Below are 18,419 nucleotides of genomic sequence, written 5' to 3' on the forward strand. Positions count from 1 at the left end.
CAAGCGAAAAGCCTTGGCGGCGAGGCTGGCGGGTTGGCCCGCTCAGTTCTTCGCGGTATCGGGCTCGGCCGGTGCGGTTGCGGTGGGCACCCCGGCGGCGGACGGCGGGGCGGATCCGCCGACCATGCCGTCGAGCCAGAGGTCGGAGATGCCGGCGGCGCGCGCCTTGCGGTGCCAGCGCGCGGCCTCGGCGAGGTTGAGCGGCACGCCGAGGCCGGCGGCGTAGAGGCGCGCCAGCCGGTTCTGGGCCACCGGGTTGCCGGCCTGGGCGGCGAGGCGGAACCAGGCGGCGGCGGTGCGCTCGTCCTTCTCCACGCCGTTGCCGTTGAAGAGCATGATGGCGTATTCGACCTGCGCGCCCATGTGGCCGCCGCGGGCTGCGCGGCTCATGCGCCGGGCCGCCTCGGACGCATCGCGCACCACGCCGCGGCCTTCGGCGAACATGGTGGCGAGCGCGTAGTCGGCGTCCGCGTTGCCGGCGGCGGCGGCCGTCTCGAACACGCGGGCGGCCTTGGCAAGGTCCGCCTCGTCGTTCTCCGGGTCGAGGTAGAGGAGGCCGAGGCCGTAGGCGGCCTCCTTGCGGCCCTTGGCGAGGGCCGCCTCCAGGAGGGTGCGCGCGCGGGCCTGGTCGCGCGCGACGCCGACGCCGAGGGCGTAGAGGTTGGCGAGCTCCATCATGGCACCGGCGTCGCCCGCCTTGGCGGCGAGGTCGTACCAGATGGCGGCTTCCTTGGGGTTCTTCGGCACGCCGTAGCCGTTGGCGTAGATGAAGCCGACGAGGGTCTGCGCGGTGGCGTCGCCGTCGGTGGCGTGCTCCAGCGCGATGGCGAGCGACGTCAGGTAGAGGCCGCGCTGGAAGGCGCCGTAGGCGTAGTCGACCGTGTCGGCGTTGGGGAGTTCCAGCGTCGGATCGAAGTCGGTCGGCGGCGGCAGGAAGGGCTCCACGTCCGGCGCGGCGGCCTCGTCGATCGACACGGAGTCGCGGCCGAGGCTGAGGGTGCGGACCGACCGGGCGTCCGGGTCGGACCCCGGCTGCGGCGCATGGGTCTCCGGGCCGGCGCCCTCGGCGTGGATGCCGCCCGGGCCGAGCGTCGCCGCCATCGCCACGGCGCCGGCGATCACCGCGTGGCGCAGGCGGCGGGTCATGCGGGCTCTCCGATCCGGGCATGGACCGCGTCGAGGAGGGCGTTGGCGGCTCCGACCGCGGCGGCCGGGCCGTCCGGGTGGTCCCAGACGAAGCCGCGCACGGCCACGAACTCCGCCCGCGTCTCGGCGCAGTCCTCGATGCTCTCCGCCGTGGTGCCGGCGAGCACCACGCAGGGCGGCTCGAAGAGGCCGGCCCACCAGCCGCCGAGGTCGAGGGTCTTGCGGTGCGCCTCCGGGTCGTCGTCGCGGGAGAGGAGGCCGAACATCACGTAGTCGACGCCCGCCTCGCCGGCGGCCATCGCCTCGTGGCGGGTCTTCAGGTTGCCGGCGCCGACGATGGACTTGCCCTCGAAGCGCTCGATCGCCTCCTCTAGCGCTTCCGGCCCGGCCTCCACGTGGAGGCCGTCGGCCTTGGCGCGGCCCATGGCGCGGGTGTCGTCGACGACGAGCACCGCCACGTCGCGGGCCTGGGCGATCGGCGTCAGGGCCTCGGCGATGCGCTGCAGGTGGGCCTCCGAGGAGACCTCCGGGGCGATCAGCAGAGAGGCGACGTCGCCGCCGGAGAGGGCGGCCTCCAGGAGCGCCGGGAAGGTGGCGAGGTCGAGGGTGCGGGGCGTGACGAGATAAAGACGGGCGCGCGGCACGGCGGATGCTGGCTTTCTTCAAGGGTCGGATCGGCGGAAGTGATGCGATCCGATTGCGGCAAAACCGGGAAGGCGGCAGCGCCGCGCGAGCCCGGCCCGGGCGGCGGGGCCGCCTTGAAGCGAGGCTTTATCACGCCGGTTCGTCCGGTGCATCCATCCCGGAGACGGAGAGGCGGCAGCGTCCCCGCCCGCCGGGGCGGGTAGATCCGGCGCGGGACGGTCAGCGCGGGCGGGGCCAGAGGTCGGCGGGGCGGCGGGCCTGCCAGTCGCGGCGCGGCACCAGGGCGACGACGGCGGCGGAGGCCGCATGGCGGAGCTTCTCGGTGCGGCCGGTGGCGATGCGGCCGTCCCAGGCGGCGGGGCCGGCGGCGACGACCTTGGTGCCGATCGCCCGGTAGACCTCGGCGGCCGTGGCGACCGCCCAGGCGGAGCGGGTGGGCAGCCGGCCGATGCCGATGGCGGCGGACGCATAATGGGGCTCGGCCGCCTCCACGAGGCGGCGGGCGACGGTGGCGAGCGCCGGGCGGTGGCGCGCGGCGGCCGCGTCGGCGGGCGGGATGCCGGCCTCGTCGAGCCAGTCGAGCGGCAGGTAGCAGCGGCCGACCTCCGCGTCGTCGACGATGTCGCGGGCGATGTTGGTGAGCTGGAAGGCAAGGCCGAGGTCCATGGCCCGGTCGAGCGTGTCGTCCCCCACCGGGTCGCCGCCGCGCACGCCCATGATGTGCGCCATCATCAGGCCGACGACGCCCGCGACCCCGTGGCAATAGGCGAGGAGGTCGGGAAGGGTGCGGTAGGTGCGCCCCTCCACGTCCATGCGGAAGCCCTCCAGGTGGTCGAGCGGCCAGCGGTGCGGCAGGGCGTGGGTGGCGGCGACGGTCTGGAGCGCGCGGAAGGCCGGGTCCGCCATCGGCTCGCCGGACAGCGCGCGGCGGGTCAGGTCCTGCAGCCGGGCGAGCCGGTCGGCCGGATGGGCGGCGGCGCCGGCGCGGCCGTGGCCGAGCACCTGGCCGTCGATCACGTCGTCGCAGTGGCGGCACCAGGCGTAGAGGAGGACGGCGCTCTGGCGGGTCGGCGGGTCGAACAGGCGGGCGGCGGCGGCGAAGCTCTTCGATCCAGCCGCCATCACGGCGTCGGCGGTGGTGTGGGCGGCGGTGGCTGTCATGCGGCGGGTCCGGTTTCCGGCACGGCGGCGGCGGACCGGCCGGGCGCGGCCGTGTCGGGCGTTCCCGGACGCGGCGTCGGAGCAGTGATGCCGAGGTCGGCGAGGATGAGGCCGGCGGTCGCCTTGGCGGAGCCGACGACGCCCGGCACTCCGGCGCCCGGATGGGTGCCGGCGCCGACGATGTAGAGGTTGCCGATCCGGTCGTCGCGGTTGTGCGGCCGGAACCAGGCGCTCTGGGTGAGGATGGGCTCCAGCGAGAAGGCGGAGCCCACGTGGGCGTTGAGTTCGTCGCGGAAGTCGAAGGGCGTGAAGTGGCGGACGGTGACGAGGTCGTCCCGGAGCCCCGGCATGTAGCGCTCCTCCAGATAGGCGAGGATGCGGTTGCGGTAGCGCGGGCCTTCGGCTTCCCAGTCGATCGGCGCGTTGCCGAGGTGCGGCACCGGGGCGAGCACGTAGTAGCTGCCCGCGCCGGCCGGGGCGAGGGTCGGGTCGGTGACGGACGGGGCGTGCAGGTAGAGCGAGAAGTCCTCCGCGAGGCTGTCGCGCTTGAAGATCTCGTCGATGAGGCCCTTGTAGCGCGGGCCGAAGCAGACCGTGTGGTGGGCGAGTTGGGTGTGGTTCCGCTTCAGGCCGAAGTAGACGACGAAGAGCGACATGCTGTGCCGCTTGGCGGCGAGCGCCTTCGCCTGGGCCGGCCCGCGCGGGTGGCCGGAAAGGAGGCGGCCATAGGTGTGCACCACGTCGCCGTTGGAGGCGACGAGATCGGCCGGGATGGTCTCGCCGCCGACCGCGACGCCGGTGACCCGGTCGCCCTCGGTGAGGATGGCCTCCACGGGCGTTCCGAGGCGGAGGGTGCCGCCGAGGTCGGCGAACAGGTGGCAGAGGCCGGCGATCAGCGCCCCCGTGCCGCCCTTGGCGAACCAGACGCCGCCGCGCCGTTCGAGCGCGTGGATCAGCGTGTAGATGGACGAGGTGGCGAAGGGATTGCCGCCGACGAGGAGCGAATGGAAGGAGAAGACCTGGCGCAGGTGTTCGTCCTTGATGAAGCGCGAGACCATGCCGTAGACGCTGCGCCAGGCCTCCAGCCGGGCGAGCTGCGGGGCGACGCGCACCATGTCGGCGAAGGACTGGAAGGGCACGGCGCCGAGCTTGACGTAGCCCTCCTCAAAGACCGCCTCCGAATAGGCGAGGAAGCGGCGGTAGCCCGCCACGTCGTCCGGGTTGCGGGCGGCGATCTGACGGTCGAGGGCCTCCTGGTCGTCCAGGTAGTCGAAGTGGGAGCCGTCCTCCCAGGCCAGACGATAGAAGGGCGTGACCGGCAGGAGCGTCACATAGTCGGCCATACGGCGCCCGCCGGCGGCGAACACCTCCTCCAGGCAGGCCGGATCGGTGATGACGGTGGGGCCGGCGTCGAACACGAAGCCCTGGTCCTCGTAGACGTAGGCGCGGCCGCCGGGCTTGTCGCGCTTTTCAAGGAGCGTGGTGCGGATGCCGGCGGCCTGCAGCCGGCAGGCGAGCGCGAGGCCGCCGAAGCCTGCGCCGATCACCACGGCGGTGCGGGGCGATCCGGCGGTGGGGCGCGGGGAAGCGGCGGCGGCGGCGGTCATGCGCGGTGTCCTCGGGCGAACGGGGCCGTGATGGCGACGAGCGCCCGGCCGACCGGCACCGGCGGCTTGCCGGTGAGGAGGCGGGCCGTGTCGACGAGGGTCGGCCGGCCGGCGTAGAAGCGCTCGATCAGCGGCTGCGGCAGGCGATAGAAGCGCTCCATGACGCCGACGCGCTCCTCCGGCCGTGCGGCGCGGAAGAGCATGCGGTTGAGCGCCCGGAAGAGCCGCCCTTCGGCGAAGCGCTTGCGGGCGTGATGGCGGATCGCCTCGAACACGGCCGGGGCGGAGAAATCCGGCAGGGCGGCGACGAGGAGGGCGAGGCGGACGGCCTCCGGCAGGGAATAGCCGGTGGTCGGGTGGAAGAGCCCGGCGCGGAGCCCCGATTGCGGCACGCCGGCGGCCGCGCGCCAGAGCGCTTCCACGTCGCCGTCGAGGGTGATCGGCAAGATGCCGTCCTCCCGGCGGATCACGTCGCCCTGAAGGCCGTGCAGGCGGCAGTAGGCGGCAAGGCTCTCCGCATGGGCAAGGCCGGTCGGGTCCGGGTCGTCGGCGTAGGCGGTGTCCTCCACCAGGAGGCGGTCGGGGCCGAAGGGGAGGAGGTAGACGAAGCGGTAGCCGCCGCGCTGGGGCACGGTGGCGTCCATGATGACGGGCGCCGTCAGGCCGTGCGGGCGGGCGAGGCGGATCTCCTCGCCGAGAAAGCTCTGCCAGCCGAGCGTCAGGTGCGGCATGGCGGTGGGGCCGCGGCCGTCGATCACCGTTCCGGCCTCGAGGGTGCGGCCGTCGGCGAGAGTGACGCTGGTCGGCGTGACCGACACGGCGCGGGCGCCGCAGGTGATGGCAGGGCCGAGCCGGTGGGTCATCACCTGGTCGAAGCGCTCGGCGCTGACGGTGGCGTAGCCGCTGGAGAGCGCGCGGTTGAGCCCGGGGAAGCGCACGGCCTGGGACGCCCAGCGGTGGACGACCAGCGGGGCCACGAGAGCGTCGCCGTCCGTGTCGAGATCGGTATCGTGGAAGGACCAGGTGTGGTTGCCGCCGAGCCGGTCGCCGGCCTCTAGGATGCGCACCGTCAGGTCCGGCCGGCGGGCCGCGAGGGCGAGGGCGATCAGCCCGTTGGCGAGGCCGCCGCCGACGAGGAGCACGTCGGGGCGCGGATCTGGCGAAAGGGCGGCGGGGCGCCGGCTCATGGACGGGTTCCTTCGACGAGGACGGGTGCCCGGCCGCGGACCGCGGCGAGGATGATGTCGGCGGCGCGCTCGGCCCCGCCGGCCGCCGCGATATCGGCGGCAAAGCTCGCGGCGCGGCCGCGCCAGCCGGGATCGGCGAGGAGGGTGCGGAGCGCGGCTTCGATGCGGCGCACGGTGGCGCGGCGCGGGTCGACGGAGAGGCCGACCCGGGCGTGGCGGATGCGGGCCGCCATGCCGGGCTGGTCGAACGCGATCGGCAGGGCGAGGAGCGGCACGCCGAAGGAGAGCGCGTCCATCACCGTGTTGAGGCCGGCGTGGGTGACCACCACGGCGGCGCGGGCGATCACCGCCCGCTGGGGCGCGAAGGCCACCACCCGGTCGGCGCCGATGCGCGCGGCCTCGGCGGCGGAGAGGAGGCCGCAGTGGGCGACCAGCGTCGCGGCGCCGGCCCGGCGCGCGGCCTTCGCGACGGTCTGGAAGAGGCCGAGGCGGCCGCCCTGCAAGGTGCCGAGGGAGCAGAAGACGAGCGGCCGGCCATCGACCTCGTCGACGAGGAAGCGCTGGAGATCGGCCGGCAGCGGCACCGCGTCGCCCTCGGTCGCCCGGAAGGGGCCGACGTGGTGGACGTGGGCTGGCAAGGCCGTGCGGGGAAAGTCGAACCGGCGCACCAGCTGCACGATGCCGGCGAGCGGCGACAGGCCCTCGTGGAGCGCGCGCCGGGGCGGCACGCCCAGCCGATCGGCCCAGCGGGCGACCTCGGCCTCGTGCGGGCGCATCAGGAGCGTGTTGATCCGCTCGCCGATCCGGTTGCGGCTGAGACCGCGCGGGGAGGGGTCGTAGTCGAACGGCAGCACGGGAAGCGGCACGGCGGGCTCGCGCTCCACCGGCAGGGCGCAGGCGACGGAGACGAAGGGCAGGCCGAGATAGGCGGCGACAAGCGGTCCGGCCGGCTCCATCTGGTCGGCCACCACCGCGTCGGCGCCGATGCGGCGAAGGACGTCCGGCGCCTGCGCGGCAAGGAGGTCGGTGGCTTCCACCATGTCGGCGACCACCCGGCGGATGCCGAGCGGGCCGCCGGGCCGGGCCGCCCGGGCGAGGACCGGGGCGAGCGAGCCGGGCGGGTGGGTGTCGGCGCCGACCGGCTCGAAGGCGAAGCGCGGATCGCGGATGAAGGCCGCAACGTCCGGCCGATGGACGAGCGTCGCCCGGTGGCCGCGCGCCACCAGCACCATGGCGATCGCCTCCAGGGCGGCCACGTGGCTGGGAAAGGACGGGGCGAAGAAGGCGAAGTGCAAGGGGCCGCCGGTCTGGTCAGGGAGTCTGTCCCTTCAACGCTCACGCTTCGCCTTCCGGTTCCGGATTTTTCGCATCGCATGGCCCACGGTTCCGTGACCGGCCGTTGCCGGAGGCAAGAAGCCGCGGAGAACCGCCGAAAGGGCGGGAACACGCATGGCATCGCGGTTCGACCGGCCGGCGCGCGGCCGGGCGCGGTTCAGACGACGAGGAAGCCGATCACGCCGACGATCGCGGCGAGCACCAGGACGCCGACGAGGGGGAGGATGAAGCCGGGCGTCGCCGTGGCGTTGGCGGTGCGGCCGGGCTCGCCGCTGATCAGGCGGCCGGTCTCGGAGGTGCTTTGGCCGTGGGCGGTGCCGGTGCCGCCCCTCAGCTCGTGGCTGGCCGCCTCCTGCACCGCCTCGACCGAGTTGGGCCGTCCGCCGGCCTCGTCGTCGGTGCCGAGCGGCGAGGCGGCGGGGTCCGGAAAGGCGACCTTGCCGGAGGAGGCGCTGCTGTCGATGTCGTGGCGGAGGCGGTCGGCGGTGCGGATGTCCTTCGTCATGGGTCGTGTCTCCGGCGGAAGGGGTGTGGCGGTGAGACACCCGGCCGGGCGGCTTTGTTCCCCCCGGGGTGCCGCGAAACCGGGCGCCGGGGCGCGGGGCCGTGTTGTCACGCCGTCGTCAGATCGGCGCGGCGCGCCGGGTGAGGTCGGCGGCGAGCGCCGAGACGGCGGCGCCGGCCGCGTGGTGGGGCGCGTGGCCGATGCCGGCCAAGGTGGTGACGCGGGTGTCGGGCCGGAGCGCCGACAGCCACGCGAGGTGCCAGTCGGGCAGGGCGATCTCGTCCGCGTCGCCGACCAGGACGGCGATCGGCACCCGGCCTTCGGCGAGCCGGGGGGCGATGAGCGCCATGGCGTCGTTGAAGGCGAGGAGTTCGGCCGCCATGGCCAGGATGGCGCTGTCGCGGCCGGCGTGGCCGTACGGGAAATCGGAGAGGTAGTCCGGCACCCGGTTCGGACTGAGCGCGGCGGCGATGACGCCGGGGCCGATCAGCGGCGCGATCAGGGGCACCACGGCGCTCCGCACCACCTTGCCGATGAGGGGCGTGATGGCGGTGCGAAGGAGCGGCATCGACGCGTGCGGCGTCGGCCGGCAGAAGGGCGCCAGGAGTAGGAGCGCCGACACCCGCGCCGGGTGGCGCGCCGCCAGGGCGAGCCCGGTGCCGGCGCCGATGGAGTGGGCCACGACGGTCGCCTGGTCGATGCCGAGGACGGCGAGGAAGCCGGCGATCCGGTCGGCCTGGCCGTCCGGACCGGCCTCGGCCTCCGGCAGCGGGTCGCTGTAGCCGTAGCCCGGACGGTCCGGGGCGATGAGGCGCCGGCCCGGCAGGCAGGCCTGAAACGCCGGCAGCATCTCCTCGGCGAGGCTCCCGAGCCCGTGCAGGAGGAGGACCGGCGGGCCGTTGCCGCGCACATGGAAGTGGATCCGGCGGCCGTCGACGACGACGGTCCGGCCGAGGAGAGGGTCTGACATCGATCACCCGAGGATGCGGGAACACCCGATTGACTCGCCCCCGGTCCCTCAATCCGCGAACCCGGCTTCGGGTTGCAGCGGGGCGCTCGCCCGGTACCGCGTTAAGTGTCCGCTTATCAGGTGATCAGCCGCGGCGACGCCTGACGATATGCAGATACTCAATTTAAAACAGGCGGTTAAAGCCCATTCCCCAAGGTGTCTGCCGCGTTTTTAGCCGTTGTGGCGAAAAGCACGGGCAGCCTGCGGCAGGGTGGGGCCGAAACGATGCATTGCCCCTTGTTGATGGTCGATGCTGCGGTGCGGCGTCTAGGCTGGTGCCCATGATCAAAGGATCGGGGCGGACCGGACGGTTCGATCCGCTCGGAGCGAATGCCGGAAGGACCCGTCGCCATGGCCGCCAATCCGTTTCACCTTGCCTGGTTTCTGCAGGGATCGAGCATCCAGGCGTGGGGCAGCCCGTGGACGGGCAACATCAGCGAGGAATGGGGCACGGCCTCCATGTTCCTCGACCTCGTCCGCAACATGGAGCGGGCCGGCTTCGACTACATCCTGATCGAGGACTCCATCTACATCGGCCAGAACTGGAAGGACTCCCGGCAGATGTTCCTGGAGAACGGCATGTCGGTGCCGCGCCAGGAGCCGTCCGTGGTGGCCTCCATCATGGCGGCGGCGACCACCCGCCTCGGCATCGTGCCGACGCTCTCCACCTTCGCCTACGCGCCCTACCTCACCGCCCGCATCGTCGGCACGCTCGACCAGATCTCGTCCGGCCGCGGCGGCTGGAACATGGTGACAGGCTCGTCGGACCTCTCGGCCATGAACTTCGGCGCCGACCGGCTGCCGGACCACGACAAGCGCTACGACATGGCCGAGGAGTATATCCAGATCTGCAAGCAGCTCTGGGGTAGCTGGGAGCCGGGCGCCATCGTGGCGGACCGCAAGAGCGGCATCCTGATCGACCACACCAAGGTCCACACCATCGACTTCGAGGGCGAATACTACCGCTGCCGCGGGCCGCTGAACTCCGGCCCGCTGCCGCAGGGCCAGCCGGTGATCGCCCAGGCCGGCGGATCGGTGAAGGGCAAGACCTTCGCGGCCCGCTACGCCGACACCATCGTGGCCGCGCCCCGGGGCATTCCGGCCATGAAGGCCTACCGCGACGACATCCGCTCCCAGATGACCGCCATGGGCCGCGACCCGAACAGCTGCAAGACGCTGTTCCTGGTGACGCCCATCGTGGCGGAGACCATGGACGAGGCCAACTGGCGCGCCGAGCAGCGCGCCGTGTGGGCCTCCAACAACGTGGACCGCTGCCTCGCCCAGCTCGGCTGGAGCACCAACATCGACTTCTCCGGCCACGACCTGGACGCCCCGGTGGGCGAACTGACCACCAACGGCCACCAGTCGTCGCTCGCCCAGTTCGTCACCAAGGCCGGCAAGAAGACGCTGCGCGAGGCGATCATCGCCCACGCCAGCGGCGGCTATTCCACCGAGCTGGTCGGCACCCCCGACGTGGTCGCCGGCCAGATGGCCGAGGCCATGGAGGAGGTCGGCGGCGACGGCTTCCTGATCAACCTGCCGGACGTCTCCCGGCGATCCATCGCGACCATCTGCGACGGCCTCGTGCCGGCCCTGCAGCAGCGCGGCCTGGTGCGGACCAAGTATGCGCACGAGCAGCTTCGCGACAACCTGCTGGAGTTCTGAGCGCGCCGTTGCCAAGATAAACCGTGCCGGCGTTCCAGGTTGATGCCAGGAACGCCGGCATTATCTGCGTTTTTCCGATGTCAGTCTCAGGATTCCTGAAGAAGAACGCGGAAATTGTTTGGTCTCGAAACCCTCAAAATACGTAATTATACTTGACCGTTGTTCGAAATGGTGCACACTGGTGCGAGTGGCTGGCGGGGGAGGATACGCCGACCAGCATTGTCCCGGACGAGGCGAAAAGCCCGGGGACCTGTCTTCAAAGGCCGGAAAGCCGGCCCGTCACCCGCTAACCGCCACATTTCTCCTGGCCGTCGAGGTCCACCGTCATGTCCGCTCATCCGTCCGCAGCCCGCCGTTTCGCCGCCTTCCTGGGATCGCTCGCGATCGCCGGCAGCCTCTTTGCCGGCACCGCCGTCTCGGCCCGCGCCGAGACCCTGAAGCTCGGCAACGAAGGCGTCTACCCGCCCTTCAGCATGGTCGATTCGGCCGGCAACCTGACGGGCGTGGAGCCCGATCTCGCCCGCGAGATGTGCGCCCGCATGAAGGTTGAGTGCGAGATCCTGGTCATGGACTTCAAGGCCCTGGTGCCGTCCATGCTGCAGGGCAAGTTCGACGTCCTGATCAGCCAGCTGACGCCGACGCCCGAGCGCAAGGAGAAGATGCTCTTCACCCAGCGCGTCGTCGCCAACCCGATGACCTTCGTGGTGCCGGCGAACTTCGAGTACGAGCTCACCAAGGAAGCGCTCGCCGGCAAGGGCGTGAAGATCGGCATGCAGCGCGGCGGCGCCCACATCAAGTACATCGAGAACTGGCTCGGCGACTCGATCGAGTACACCTTCTACGACAACCCGGACCAGACCCGCATGGACCTTTTGGCCGGCCGCATCAACATGCTGTTCGAAGCCAAGATCAACGTCACCCTGGAGCTGATCAACAAGCCGGAAGGCAAGGACTACAAGCTCTACGGCGGCGAGTACTGGATCGGCGAGGAGAGCGTGCCGGAGGCCGAGCGCGGCCTGTCGTGGGCGGTGCCCAAGGGCAAGGAAGAGCTTCTCGCCCGCATCGACGCGACGCTCAGCGAGATGATCGCGGACTGCACCTACACGAAGATCCGCAAGAAGTACCTCGACATCACCACCATGCCGGCCGACGCGGCTTGCGAGGCCAAGACCAACTGAGCGGGCATCCCGTCCCGTTCCCCAGCGGCGGGGAGACCGGCGCGCGCCGCTCCCCGCCCCCTTGCGCAAGGCCAAGGAGGCTTCCGCGATGGAATTGTTCTCGGATCAATTCAACGGCTACCTCTGGCAGATGGCCCAGGGTGCCTACGTCACGCTCCAGCTGTTCGCCGCGGGTTTCAGCCTCGCCCTGGTGATCGGTGTGCTGGTCGGCATCATCACCCTGTCCAAGAACATCGTGATCCAGGCCTTCTGGAAGGTCTACTCGTCGATCATCATGGGCGTGCCGTCGCTCCTGATCATCTTCCTGCTCTACTACGGCGGCAGCGCCATGCTGTCGGGCATCTTCGGCACCGACCGCTCGTTCGACGTGACGCCGTTCGGCGCCGGCGTGGCGGCGCTGACCATCGTCTATGCCTGCTACATCGCCGAACTGGTGCACGGGGCGGTGATGAACCTGCCCAAGGGCCAGTTCGAGGCCTGCTCGGCCCTCGCCATCCGGCCGATCGCCGCCTGGCGGCACGTGATCCTGCCGCAGCTCACCCGGCTCGCCCTGCCGGGCCTCATCAACATCTGGATGATCGTCCTCAAGGACACGCCGCTCGTCTCGCTGGCCGGTCTCAACGACCTGGTGGCGAACGCCAAGATCGCGGCGGGGGCCACCAAGGAGCCCTTCATCTTCTTCATCGCCGCGTCCCTCTTCTTCATCGCCTTCAGCGCCCTGACGCTGCGTCTGTCGGCTCGGCTTGAAACCCGCTTCAACCGCGGCATCGCGGAGGTCAAAGCATGAGTGCGCTTCCGATCGACCTGGCTCTTGCCTGGGACAGCATTCCGCAGATGGCGGAAGGCCTGATGACCACCGTCTTTCTGACGGTCCTGGTGCTGACCATCGGCCTGCCGCTCTCCATCCTGGTGACGCTGGCCCGCATGTCGAAGAGCCCGCTGCTGGCGGTTCCGGCGGCGCTGTTCGTGGTGTTCTTCCGCGGCGCGCCGCTCCTGATCCTGCTCTACCTCGTCTACTACGGCTTCGGGCAGATCGAGGCGCTTCGCGAAGGGCCGCTCTGGGTGATCTTCGGCAGCGCCTTCGCCTGCGCGGTGATCGGCCTGACGCTCAACCACGTGGCCTTCATGGTCGACGTGGTGCGCGGCTCGCTCTCCGCCGTCCCGGCAGGCCTGATCGAGGCCAGCTCGGCCCTCGGCCTTACCCCGCGGGAGACCTTCACCTACATCCGCCTGCCGCTTGCCATGCGCTACGGCCTCGCCGCCTATCAGAACGAGGTGGTGATGTTCGCCAAGGGCACGGCGGTGGTGAGCGTGATCACGGTGGTGGACCTGACGGCGGTCGCCAACGAGCTGTTCGAGGAGACCTACGACCCGTTCACCCCGATCCTGACGGCGGCGGCCTTCTACTGGTGCTTCGTGAACCTGATCCGGCTCGGTTTCAACGCGCTGGAACGGCACCTCAACCGCCACAATGTCCGGGAAGCGACCGTGAAGGAGCCGGCGCCCGGCGCGGCGCTGCCGATCGACGGCGCCGCCCCGGCGGCGCCCGTGCCGCCGCTCCGCCGCATGGCCAACTTCGGCCGCCGCACCGCCCCCGTGAAGGCCCCGGCGCCCGCCCTCTCCACCGCCACGCCCAAGGAGCATGCCGTATGAGCGCCCTCCAGACGTCGGATCTGACGGCCGTCGCCGCCCCTCGCCCCGTCGCTGTGCAGATGACCAAGGTCGACAAGTACTACGGCAAGTTTAAGGCCCTGTCGGGGATCGACCTGACCGTCCGCAAGGGCGAGAAGATCGTCATCTGCGGCCCCTCGGGCTCCGGCAAGTCGACCCTGATCCGCACCATCAACCGCCTGGAGCCGCACGACGGCGGCACCATCGTGGTCAACGGCATCACGCTCGACGGCTCGCCCACCTCGGTGCAGGACGTGCGGCTGGAGTGCGGGATGGTGTTCCAGCAGTTCAACCTCTTCCCGCACCTGACCATCCTGGAGAACTGCATGCTGGCGCCGCGCCTGACGCGCAAGCTCTCCAAGGAGCAGGCCGAGGCGGTGGCCACCAAGTATCTGGAGCGGGTGCACATCGGCGCGCAGGCGCACAAGTTCCCGAGCCAGCTCTCCGGCGGCCAGCAGCAGCGCGTGGCGATCGCCCGCGCGCTCTGCATGGAGCCGCCCATCATGCTGTTCGACGAACCGACCTCCGCCCTCGACCCGGAGATGATCAAGGAGGTGCTCCAGGTGATGGAGGACCTCGCCGAGGACGGCATGACCATGATCTGCGTGACCCACGAAATGGGCTTCGCCCGCCGCGTGGCGAACCGCGTGGTGTTCATGGACCAGGGCGAGATCGTGGAAGAGGCCGGCACCGACGCGTTCTTCGAGACGCCGAAGAGCGACCGCTTGAAGAACTTCCTCGCGCAGATCCTGCACTGAGGGGAGTCGAGGGGATAGGAAGCGGCCGCTGGATCCGAGGGGATCCGGCGGCCGCTGTGCGTTTGGGGGGGAGGTAAAGGGGCGGGGAGGTTTGACCAGGGGGGAATGCGTGGATGGCCCGGCTGAACCGGACCATAACGAGCGCGGTGCGGGAGGAGAGGGCGCAGCCCGCCGTGGGGCGGGGGTGAGCGGTTGATGCTTGCGGAAGCTTGCGCTCTACGGAGGCCGCACTCTCCCTCATCGTCATGGTCCGCGCCGGCGGACCACGCACGCTTGTCCGGGGGCGCGCTTGGCAGGGGAAATGCGTGGGTGGTCCGGCTGAACCGGACCCTGACGAGCACGGTGCGGGAGGAGAGAGCGCAGCCTGCCGTGGGGCGGGGGTGACCGGTTGATGCATGCGGGAGCTTGCGCTCTAAGGGCGCCCCACTCTTCCTCATCGTCATGGTCCGCGCAGGCGGACCACCCACGCTTTTCCGGGGACCTTTGACCAGGGGGGAATGCGTGGGTGGTCTGGCTGAACCGGACCATGACGAGTGCAGTGCGGGAGGAGAGGGCGCGGCCTGCCAGCTGCGGGGGTTATCGATTGATGCTTGCGGGAGTTCTCGCTCTACGGAGGCCCATCCTCCGCGATCGTCATGGTCCGCGCAGGCGGACCACGCAAGCTTGTCCGGGGGCGCTTGGCTGGGGGAATGCGTGGGTGGTCCGCCTGCGCGGACCATGACGAGCGAGGGCGGCGGGTGTGGAGAAGGGGGTGACCTGCCGCTTGCCTGGCGCAGCTCTACCCAACCCGCGGGCTCGGCCGGCAACCGCGCCAGGGCGTGGTCAGGCTGCCTCGCCCTTACGCCGCCGGGAGGACGCCGGGGCGGGTTTTGCCGCGGAAGAAGACCAGGGGGTCGCCCTCGCCGGTGGTGGCGCCGACCACGGTGCCGATGACGATGGAGATAGCGCCGCGCTCGATGACGTCGTCGACCACGCAGTCGAACACGCCGAGGGCCGCCTTGTAGACCGGGGCGCCGGAGGCGAGGGTGGTCCAGTCGCCCTCGAAGAAGCGGTCGGCGCCGGAGAGGCCGGCCTTGCCGCTGAAGGCGTCGGCGACGGCGGTCGCGGTGGCGGGCAGGAAGTTGACCGCGAAGTGGCGGTTGGAAAGCACGCCGGCGAGCGCGCTGGTCTTCTTGTCGATGGAGACGAGGAGCGTGGCCGGATCCGCCGTCACGTGGGCGGCCGAAAGGCCGAGGAAGCCGGTCGGACCCTCGTCGGACATGGCGGTGACGATGGTCATGCCGGTGGCGCGTTCGCCGAGCACGCGCCAGAAGGTCTTCACGTCGATGGGCGGCAGGGCGGCGGGCGTGTCGGTCATGGGCAGGTCTCCAGCGGTCAGGTCTCGGGGGGCCGGGAGGCGGTCGACGATCCCGAGGCCGCGGCCGGAACGGGTCCGGCCGGTGCGCGCGCGGGACCGCCGGCCCGGCGGCAGGCCGGGGGCGATGTCGGCCGGGGCGATGGTCAGGACGCGGCGCCTTCGGTGCGGCGCCGGTAGGCGATCAGGTCGGCGATGGTGCCGATCTTCAGCCGGTGATGCCAGGCGAAGGCCATCAGCTCCGGCAGGCGGGCCATGGTGCCGTCCTCGTTCATGATCTCGCAGATGACGCCGGCGGGCGCGCGTCCGGCGAGCCGAGCGAGGTCCACGGCCGCCTCGGTGTGGCCGGGGCGCTCCAGGACGCCGCCGTCGCGGGCGGCGAGCGGGAAGACGTGGCCGGGCACCACGATGTCGGCCGGACCGTAGGCCGGGTCGATGGCGACCGCCACCGTATGGGCCCGATCGGCGGCCGAGATGCCGGTGGTGACGCCCTCGCGGGCCTCGATCGACATGGTGAAGGCCGTCTCGAACCGGTGCGTCGGACCGTGCCGCATCATCGGCACGCCGAGGGCGTCGATGCGCGCGCGGGTGAGCGACAGGCAGATCAGGCCGCAGGCGTTGCGCGCCATGAAGGCGATCACCTCGGGGGTGGCACAGTCGGCCGGGATGATCAGGTCGCCTTCGTTCTCCCGGTCGTCGTCGTCGACCAGGATCACCATCCGGCCCGCGCGGGCCTCCGCGATGATCTCCTCGGCGGACGAGAGCGGGGCGAGCGGAACCTCGGGCACGTAGTCGGCGCGGCGGGCGAAGCTGTTCATCGAAACCTCGGCATGCTCGTGACCGGGGGTGGCCGTCCCGGTCGGGTCATCGATCTGGATATCGGGGCCGGGGGAGGCCGGCGGATGGACCGCCGGGACACCCGGACCGTGGCCGGCGCCGGCCGGCGGGGCGCCAGTCGGCGCTGGCCCGGCCGGGGCCGGCGCGCTCAAGCGACGCGGTGGAACTTGCGGGAGAAGTAGACGAGCCCTTCCGGCACGCCGCCGTCCTCCACGGCGAGAACCTCGCAGAAGAGCACGTCGTGGGTGCCGATCTCGGCGACCTCGACCACCCGGCAGTCGAACGACACGGTGGCGCCGACGAGCACCGGCGAGCCGGTGGAGAGGGTCTTCCACTCGCCGGCGGCGAAGCGCGCGGCCATGTCCTTGTTGCCGCCGGCGCCGGCGAACAGCATGGAGAGGTCCTCGTGCGGGCCGGCGACGGTGTTGACGCACAGCACCTTGCTGTCGCGGATCACCGAGCGGGACTGGGCGGTCTTGTTGATGCAGACGAGCAGCGTCGGCGGGCTGTCGGTGACGCTGGTCACGGCGGAGGCGGTGAAGCCGACCGGGCCGTCCGGACCCGTGCTGGTGATGATGTTCACGGCCGCGGCCAGCTTGGACATGCCGTTCCGATAGGCCTGGCGGTCCACCGGCTCGACCGGAATGTCGAGCGGCTCGGCCGGGGTGGCGATGGTGGCGGAGTAGGTCACGAAGGCTCTCCTGGCGAAACGGGAACCCGGCGAGCCGGGCTCCGGCGGAACGATCGCCCTGCTGGACCGGGCGGCGGGATTGGCCCGGCGCCGGTGACGGGGCGCGGGGAGGGATGGGTGGGGAAGCGACGCCGGATCCGGCCGCCTCTCAACTCGGGCGACCCGATCGGCGGGTGCCGACCGGGTCTCGTCATGCAAGGTTCCGTCCAACCGCCTGGACCGCGGCGGCAACGGGGTGGTGCGGGCGCCGCCCGGGGGGCGGCGCCGGTCGCCGGCTCAGAATTCGCGCAGCACTTCGCGCAGCGTGCTGCCCTTGTACTCGGTGCGCACCCGGCCGCGCCGCTGCAGGGCCGGCACGAGGCCCTCGCAGATCTCGTTGATGTACTGGCGGCTGATGATGGTGGTGAACGGCCGGGTGATGAGGAAGCCGTCGCCGCCGATGGCGTCGGCAATCTCGCCCATGCGGTCCGCCACCTGGTCGGGCGTGCCGACGAGGCCGTCGAGGCCGCGCGACACCTGCTCGATGCAGAGCTCGCGGAGCGTCTTGCCGCTGCCCCACTGGGCGAAGGCGTCGAGGGAGCCCTGCTCGCCGTTGGTGGTGAGCTTCGGCAGTTCGGCGTCCAGATCGAACTTGGAGAAGTCGATGTCGGTGATGGACGAGATGGAGGCGAGCACCTTCTCCAGATAGTCCGGCGCGGTGTGGATCCGCTCGAACTTGGCCTTCGCCTCGGCCTCGGTCTCGCCGAGGATCGGGGCGACCAGGAAGAGGATCTTGATGTCGTCCGGGTTGCGGCCGGCGGCGGCGGCGCGGGCCCGCACGTCGTCGCGATAGGCCTTGCACCATTCGATGCCGGAGGCCGGCGCGATGATGCTGTCGGCTGTCTCGGCGGCGAACTGGCGGCCGCGGGGCGAGCCGCCGGCCTGCACGTACACAGGCTCGCCCTGAGGCGAGGGTGCCGTGTTGAGCGGGCCGCGGCACTGGAAGTAGGTGCCCTTGAAGTTGATCGGCTTGACCTTGGTGTGGTCCGCGTAGGTGTTGGTCTCGCGGTTCAGCACCACCGCGTCCGGCTCCCAGGAGTTCCAGAGCTGCTTGCAGAGGGCCACGAACTCGTCGGCCATGTCGTAGCGGGCCTGGCGGGGCGGCAGCTCGTCCATGCCGAAGTTCCGCGCGGCGAGGTTTTCGCCGCTGGTCACGATGTTCCAGCCGAACCGGCCCTTGCAGATGTGGTCGAGCGTGGAGCAGAGCCGGGCCAGCATGAAGGGCGGGTAGGACATGGTCGACATAGTGGCGACCACGCCCATGTTCCGCGTGTTGGCGCCGAGGAGCGCGGCGAGCGGCGCCGGATCGTGCTTCGGGCCCATGATGGCGTGCTTGAGGTAGGCCTCCGTCGAATGCCCGTAGGCATCCGAGATCATGAGGGTGTCCTCCAGCATGATGTAGTCGAAGCAGGCGCGCTCCATGGCCTGGGCGAAGTCGATGAAGAACTGGCCGTCCCAGGGTTCGCCGCCGTTGGCGAAGGGCTTGTTCCACTCGTCGGGCGTGAAGTTGGTGAACCAGCCGAGGTGAAAGCGCGTGGGCGCCATGGGAAGCTTCCTTCTCGAAGTGGCCCGCGGTGGTCGGGCTCGCATGTCATGTCGGGTCGGTCGGGAACGGGGGCGCGGCGCGCCGC

General features: G+C 71.3%; 17 protein-coding genes. 5 read left to right on the plus strand and 12 right to left on the minus strand.

Annotated elements, in window-relative coordinates:
* Positions 1–42: 42 nt before the first annotated feature.
* The 8 genes from BUQ68_RS07150 to BUQ68_RS07185 all read right to left on the minus strand — a co-directional run bounded on the left by BUQ68_RS07150 (position 43) and on the right by BUQ68_RS07185 (position 8,556).
* On the minus strand, positions 43–1,146 hold the full coding sequence (locus tag BUQ68_RS07150; protein WP_075215266.1) for a tetratricopeptide repeat protein: 1,104 nt from the start codon (positions 1,144–1,146) through the stop codon (positions 43–45).
* Positions 1,143–1,790: a thiamine phosphate synthase gene (locus BUQ68_RS07155; RefSeq protein ID WP_075215267.1), complete on the minus strand. Its 648-nt coding sequence runs from the start codon at positions 1,788–1,790 to the stop codon at positions 1,143–1,145. The genes BUQ68_RS07150 and BUQ68_RS07155 overlap by 4 nt, the downstream gene beginning before the upstream one ends.
* Positions 1,791–2,010: 220 nt before the next feature.
* Positions 2,011–2,952 carry a phytoene/squalene synthase family protein gene (locus BUQ68_RS07160; protein ID WP_075215268.1) on the minus strand — a complete coding sequence of 314 codons (942 nt, stop codon included), beginning with the start codon at positions 2,950–2,952 and terminating at the stop codon, positions 2,011–2,013.
* Positions 2,949–4,559, minus strand: coding sequence for a phytoene desaturase (locus BUQ68_RS07165; protein ID WP_083656366.1), 1,611 nt, complete (start codon positions 4,557–4,559; stop codon positions 2,949–2,951). The genes BUQ68_RS07160 and BUQ68_RS07165 overlap by 4 nt, the downstream gene beginning before the upstream one ends.
* Positions 4,556–5,746 carry a lycopene beta-cyclase CrtY gene (gene crtY, locus BUQ68_RS07170; protein ID WP_075215269.1) on the minus strand — a complete coding sequence of 397 codons (1,191 nt, stop codon included), beginning with the start codon at positions 5,744–5,746 and terminating at the stop codon, positions 4,556–4,558. The genes BUQ68_RS07165 and crtY overlap by 4 nt, the downstream gene beginning before the upstream one ends.
* Entirely contained in the window at positions 5,743–7,041 is a 1,299-nt protein-coding gene (locus tag BUQ68_RS07175; protein ID WP_075215270.1) for a glycosyltransferase, read from the minus strand. Before BUQ68_RS07175 ends, crtY begins: the two co-directional genes overlap by 4 nt.
* A gap of 197 nt (positions 7,042–7,238) precedes the next feature.
* The gene (locus BUQ68_RS23045; RefSeq protein ID WP_075215271.1) at positions 7,239–7,586 is read right to left on the minus strand and encodes a hypothetical protein; all 348 of its coding nucleotides are present in this window, start codon (positions 7,584–7,586) and stop codon (positions 7,239–7,241) included.
* A gap of 118 nt (positions 7,587–7,704) precedes the next feature.
* Positions 7,705–8,556, minus strand: a complete 852-nt coding sequence (locus tag BUQ68_RS07185; RefSeq protein ID WP_075215272.1) for an alpha/beta fold hydrolase — start codon at positions 8,554–8,556, stop codon at positions 7,705–7,707.
* Between the two features lie 390 nt (positions 8,557–8,946).
* Here BUQ68_RS07185 and BUQ68_RS07190 point away from each other — a divergent pair, with 390 nt between their 5' ends.
* From BUQ68_RS07190 to BUQ68_RS07210, 5 genes are all read left to right on the plus strand, one after another.
* Positions 8,947–10,260: an NtaA/DmoA family FMN-dependent monooxygenase gene (locus BUQ68_RS07190; protein ID WP_075215273.1), complete on the plus strand. Its 1,314-nt coding sequence runs from the start codon at positions 8,947–8,949 to the stop codon at positions 10,258–10,260.
* 326 nt (positions 10,261–10,586) lie between these two features.
* Entirely contained in the window at positions 10,587–11,438 is an 852-nt protein-coding gene (locus BUQ68_RS07195) for a transporter substrate-binding domain-containing protein (protein ID WP_075215274.1), read from the plus strand.
* Positions 11,439–11,526: 88 nt separating this feature from the next.
* Positions 11,527–12,225 (plus strand): ABC transporter permease, encoded by a 699-nt coding sequence (locus BUQ68_RS07200; RefSeq protein ID WP_075215275.1) that lies wholly within the window; start codon positions 11,527–11,529, stop codon positions 12,223–12,225.
* Positions 12,222–13,091: an ABC transporter permease gene (locus BUQ68_RS07205; protein ID WP_075215276.1), complete on the plus strand. Its 870-nt coding sequence runs from the start codon at positions 12,222–12,224 to the stop codon at positions 13,089–13,091. Before BUQ68_RS07200 ends, BUQ68_RS07205 begins: the two co-directional genes overlap by 4 nt.
* Positions 13,088–13,867, plus strand: a complete 780-nt coding sequence (locus tag BUQ68_RS07210; RefSeq protein WP_075215277.1) for an amino acid ABC transporter ATP-binding protein — start codon at positions 13,088–13,090, stop codon at positions 13,865–13,867. Before BUQ68_RS07205 ends, BUQ68_RS07210 begins: the two co-directional genes overlap by 4 nt.
* 838 nt (positions 13,868–14,705) lie before the next feature.
* Here BUQ68_RS07210 and BUQ68_RS07215 read toward each other — a convergent pair.
* The 4 genes from BUQ68_RS07215 to BUQ68_RS07230 all read right to left on the minus strand — a co-directional run bounded on the left by BUQ68_RS07215 (position 14,706) and on the right by BUQ68_RS07230 (position 18,333).
* Positions 14,706–15,224: a flavin reductase family protein gene (locus tag BUQ68_RS07215; RefSeq protein ID WP_075215278.1), complete on the minus strand. Its 519-nt coding sequence runs from the start codon at positions 15,222–15,224 to the stop codon at positions 14,706–14,708.
* A gap of 143 nt (positions 15,225–15,367) precedes the next feature.
* Complete coding sequence (ribB, locus tag BUQ68_RS07220) at positions 15,368–16,039, minus strand: 3,4-dihydroxy-2-butanone-4-phosphate synthase (RefSeq protein ID WP_083656369.1); 672 nt, start codon at positions 16,037–16,039, stop codon at positions 15,368–15,370.
* A gap of 167 nt (positions 16,040–16,206) precedes the next feature.
* Positions 16,207–16,749, minus strand: a complete 543-nt coding sequence (locus tag BUQ68_RS07225; protein ID WP_245293188.1) for a flavin reductase — start codon at positions 16,747–16,749, stop codon at positions 16,207–16,209.
* 276 nt (positions 16,750–17,025) lie between these two features.
* A complete protein-coding gene (locus tag BUQ68_RS07230) occupies positions 17,026–18,333 on the minus strand; it encodes an NtaA/DmoA family FMN-dependent monooxygenase (RefSeq protein ID WP_075215279.1) in 1,308 nt (435 codons plus the stop codon).
* Positions 18,334–18,419 lie beyond the last annotated feature (86 nt).

Source organism: Mongoliimonas terrestris (assembly GCF_001927285.1).
Lineage (GTDB): Bacteria > Pseudomonadota > Alphaproteobacteria > Rhizobiales > Pleomorphomonadaceae > Chthonobacter > Chthonobacter terrestris.

What these genes read in the sequence shown, in the direction of transcription:
- BUQ68_RS07200 (WP_075215275.1), top strand. Translation starts at nt 11,527, where the DNA reads ATGGAATTGTTCTCGGATCAATTCAACGGCTACCTCTGGCAGATGGCC.
- BUQ68_RS07230 (WP_075215279.1), bottom strand. Translation starts at nt 18,333, where the DNA reads ATGGCGCCCACGCGCTTTCACCTCGGCTGGTTCACCAACTTCACGCCC.
- BUQ68_RS07190 (WP_075215273.1), top strand. Translation starts at nt 8,947, where the DNA reads ATGGCCGCCAATCCGTTTCACCTTGCCTGGTTTCTGCAGGGATCGAGC.
- BUQ68_RS07195 (WP_075215274.1), top strand. Translation starts at nt 10,587, where the DNA reads ATGTCCGCTCATCCGTCCGCAGCCCGCCGTTTCGCCGCCTTCCTGGGA.
- BUQ68_RS07185 (WP_075215272.1), bottom strand. Translation starts at nt 8,556, where the DNA reads ATGTCAGACCCTCTCCTCGGCCGGACCGTCGTCGTCGACGGCCGCCGG.
- BUQ68_RS07165 (WP_083656366.1), bottom strand. Translation starts at nt 4,559, where the DNA reads ATGACCGCCGCCGCCGCCGCTTCCCCGCGCCCCACCGCCGGATCGCCC.
- BUQ68_RS07215 (WP_075215278.1), bottom strand. Translation starts at nt 15,224, where the DNA reads ATGACCGACACGCCCGCCGCCCTGCCGCCCATCGACGTGAAGACCTTC.
- BUQ68_RS23045 (WP_075215271.1), bottom strand. Translation starts at nt 7,586, where the DNA reads ATGACGAAGGACATCCGCACCGCCGACCGCCTCCGCCACGACATCGAC.
- ribB (WP_083656369.1), bottom strand. Translation starts at nt 16,039, where the DNA reads ATGAACAGCTTCGCCCGCCGCGCCGACTACGTGCCCGAGGTTCCGCTC.
- crtY (WP_075215269.1), bottom strand. Translation starts at nt 5,746, where the DNA reads ATGAGCCGGCGCCCCGCCGCCCTTTCGCCAGATCCGCGCCCCGACGTG.
- BUQ68_RS07150 (WP_075215266.1), bottom strand. Translation starts at nt 1,146, where the DNA reads ATGACCCGCCGCCTGCGCCACGCGGTGATCGCCGGCGCCGTGGCGATG.
- BUQ68_RS07205 (WP_075215276.1), top strand. Translation starts at nt 12,222, where the DNA reads ATGAGTGCGCTTCCGATCGACCTGGCTCTTGCCTGGGACAGCATTCCG.
- BUQ68_RS07210 (WP_075215277.1), top strand. Translation starts at nt 13,088, where the DNA reads ATGAGCGCCCTCCAGACGTCGGATCTGACGGCCGTCGCCGCCCCTCGC.
- BUQ68_RS07160 (WP_075215268.1), bottom strand. Translation starts at nt 2,952, where the DNA reads ATGACAGCCACCGCCGCCCACACCACCGCCGACGCCGTGATGGCGGCT.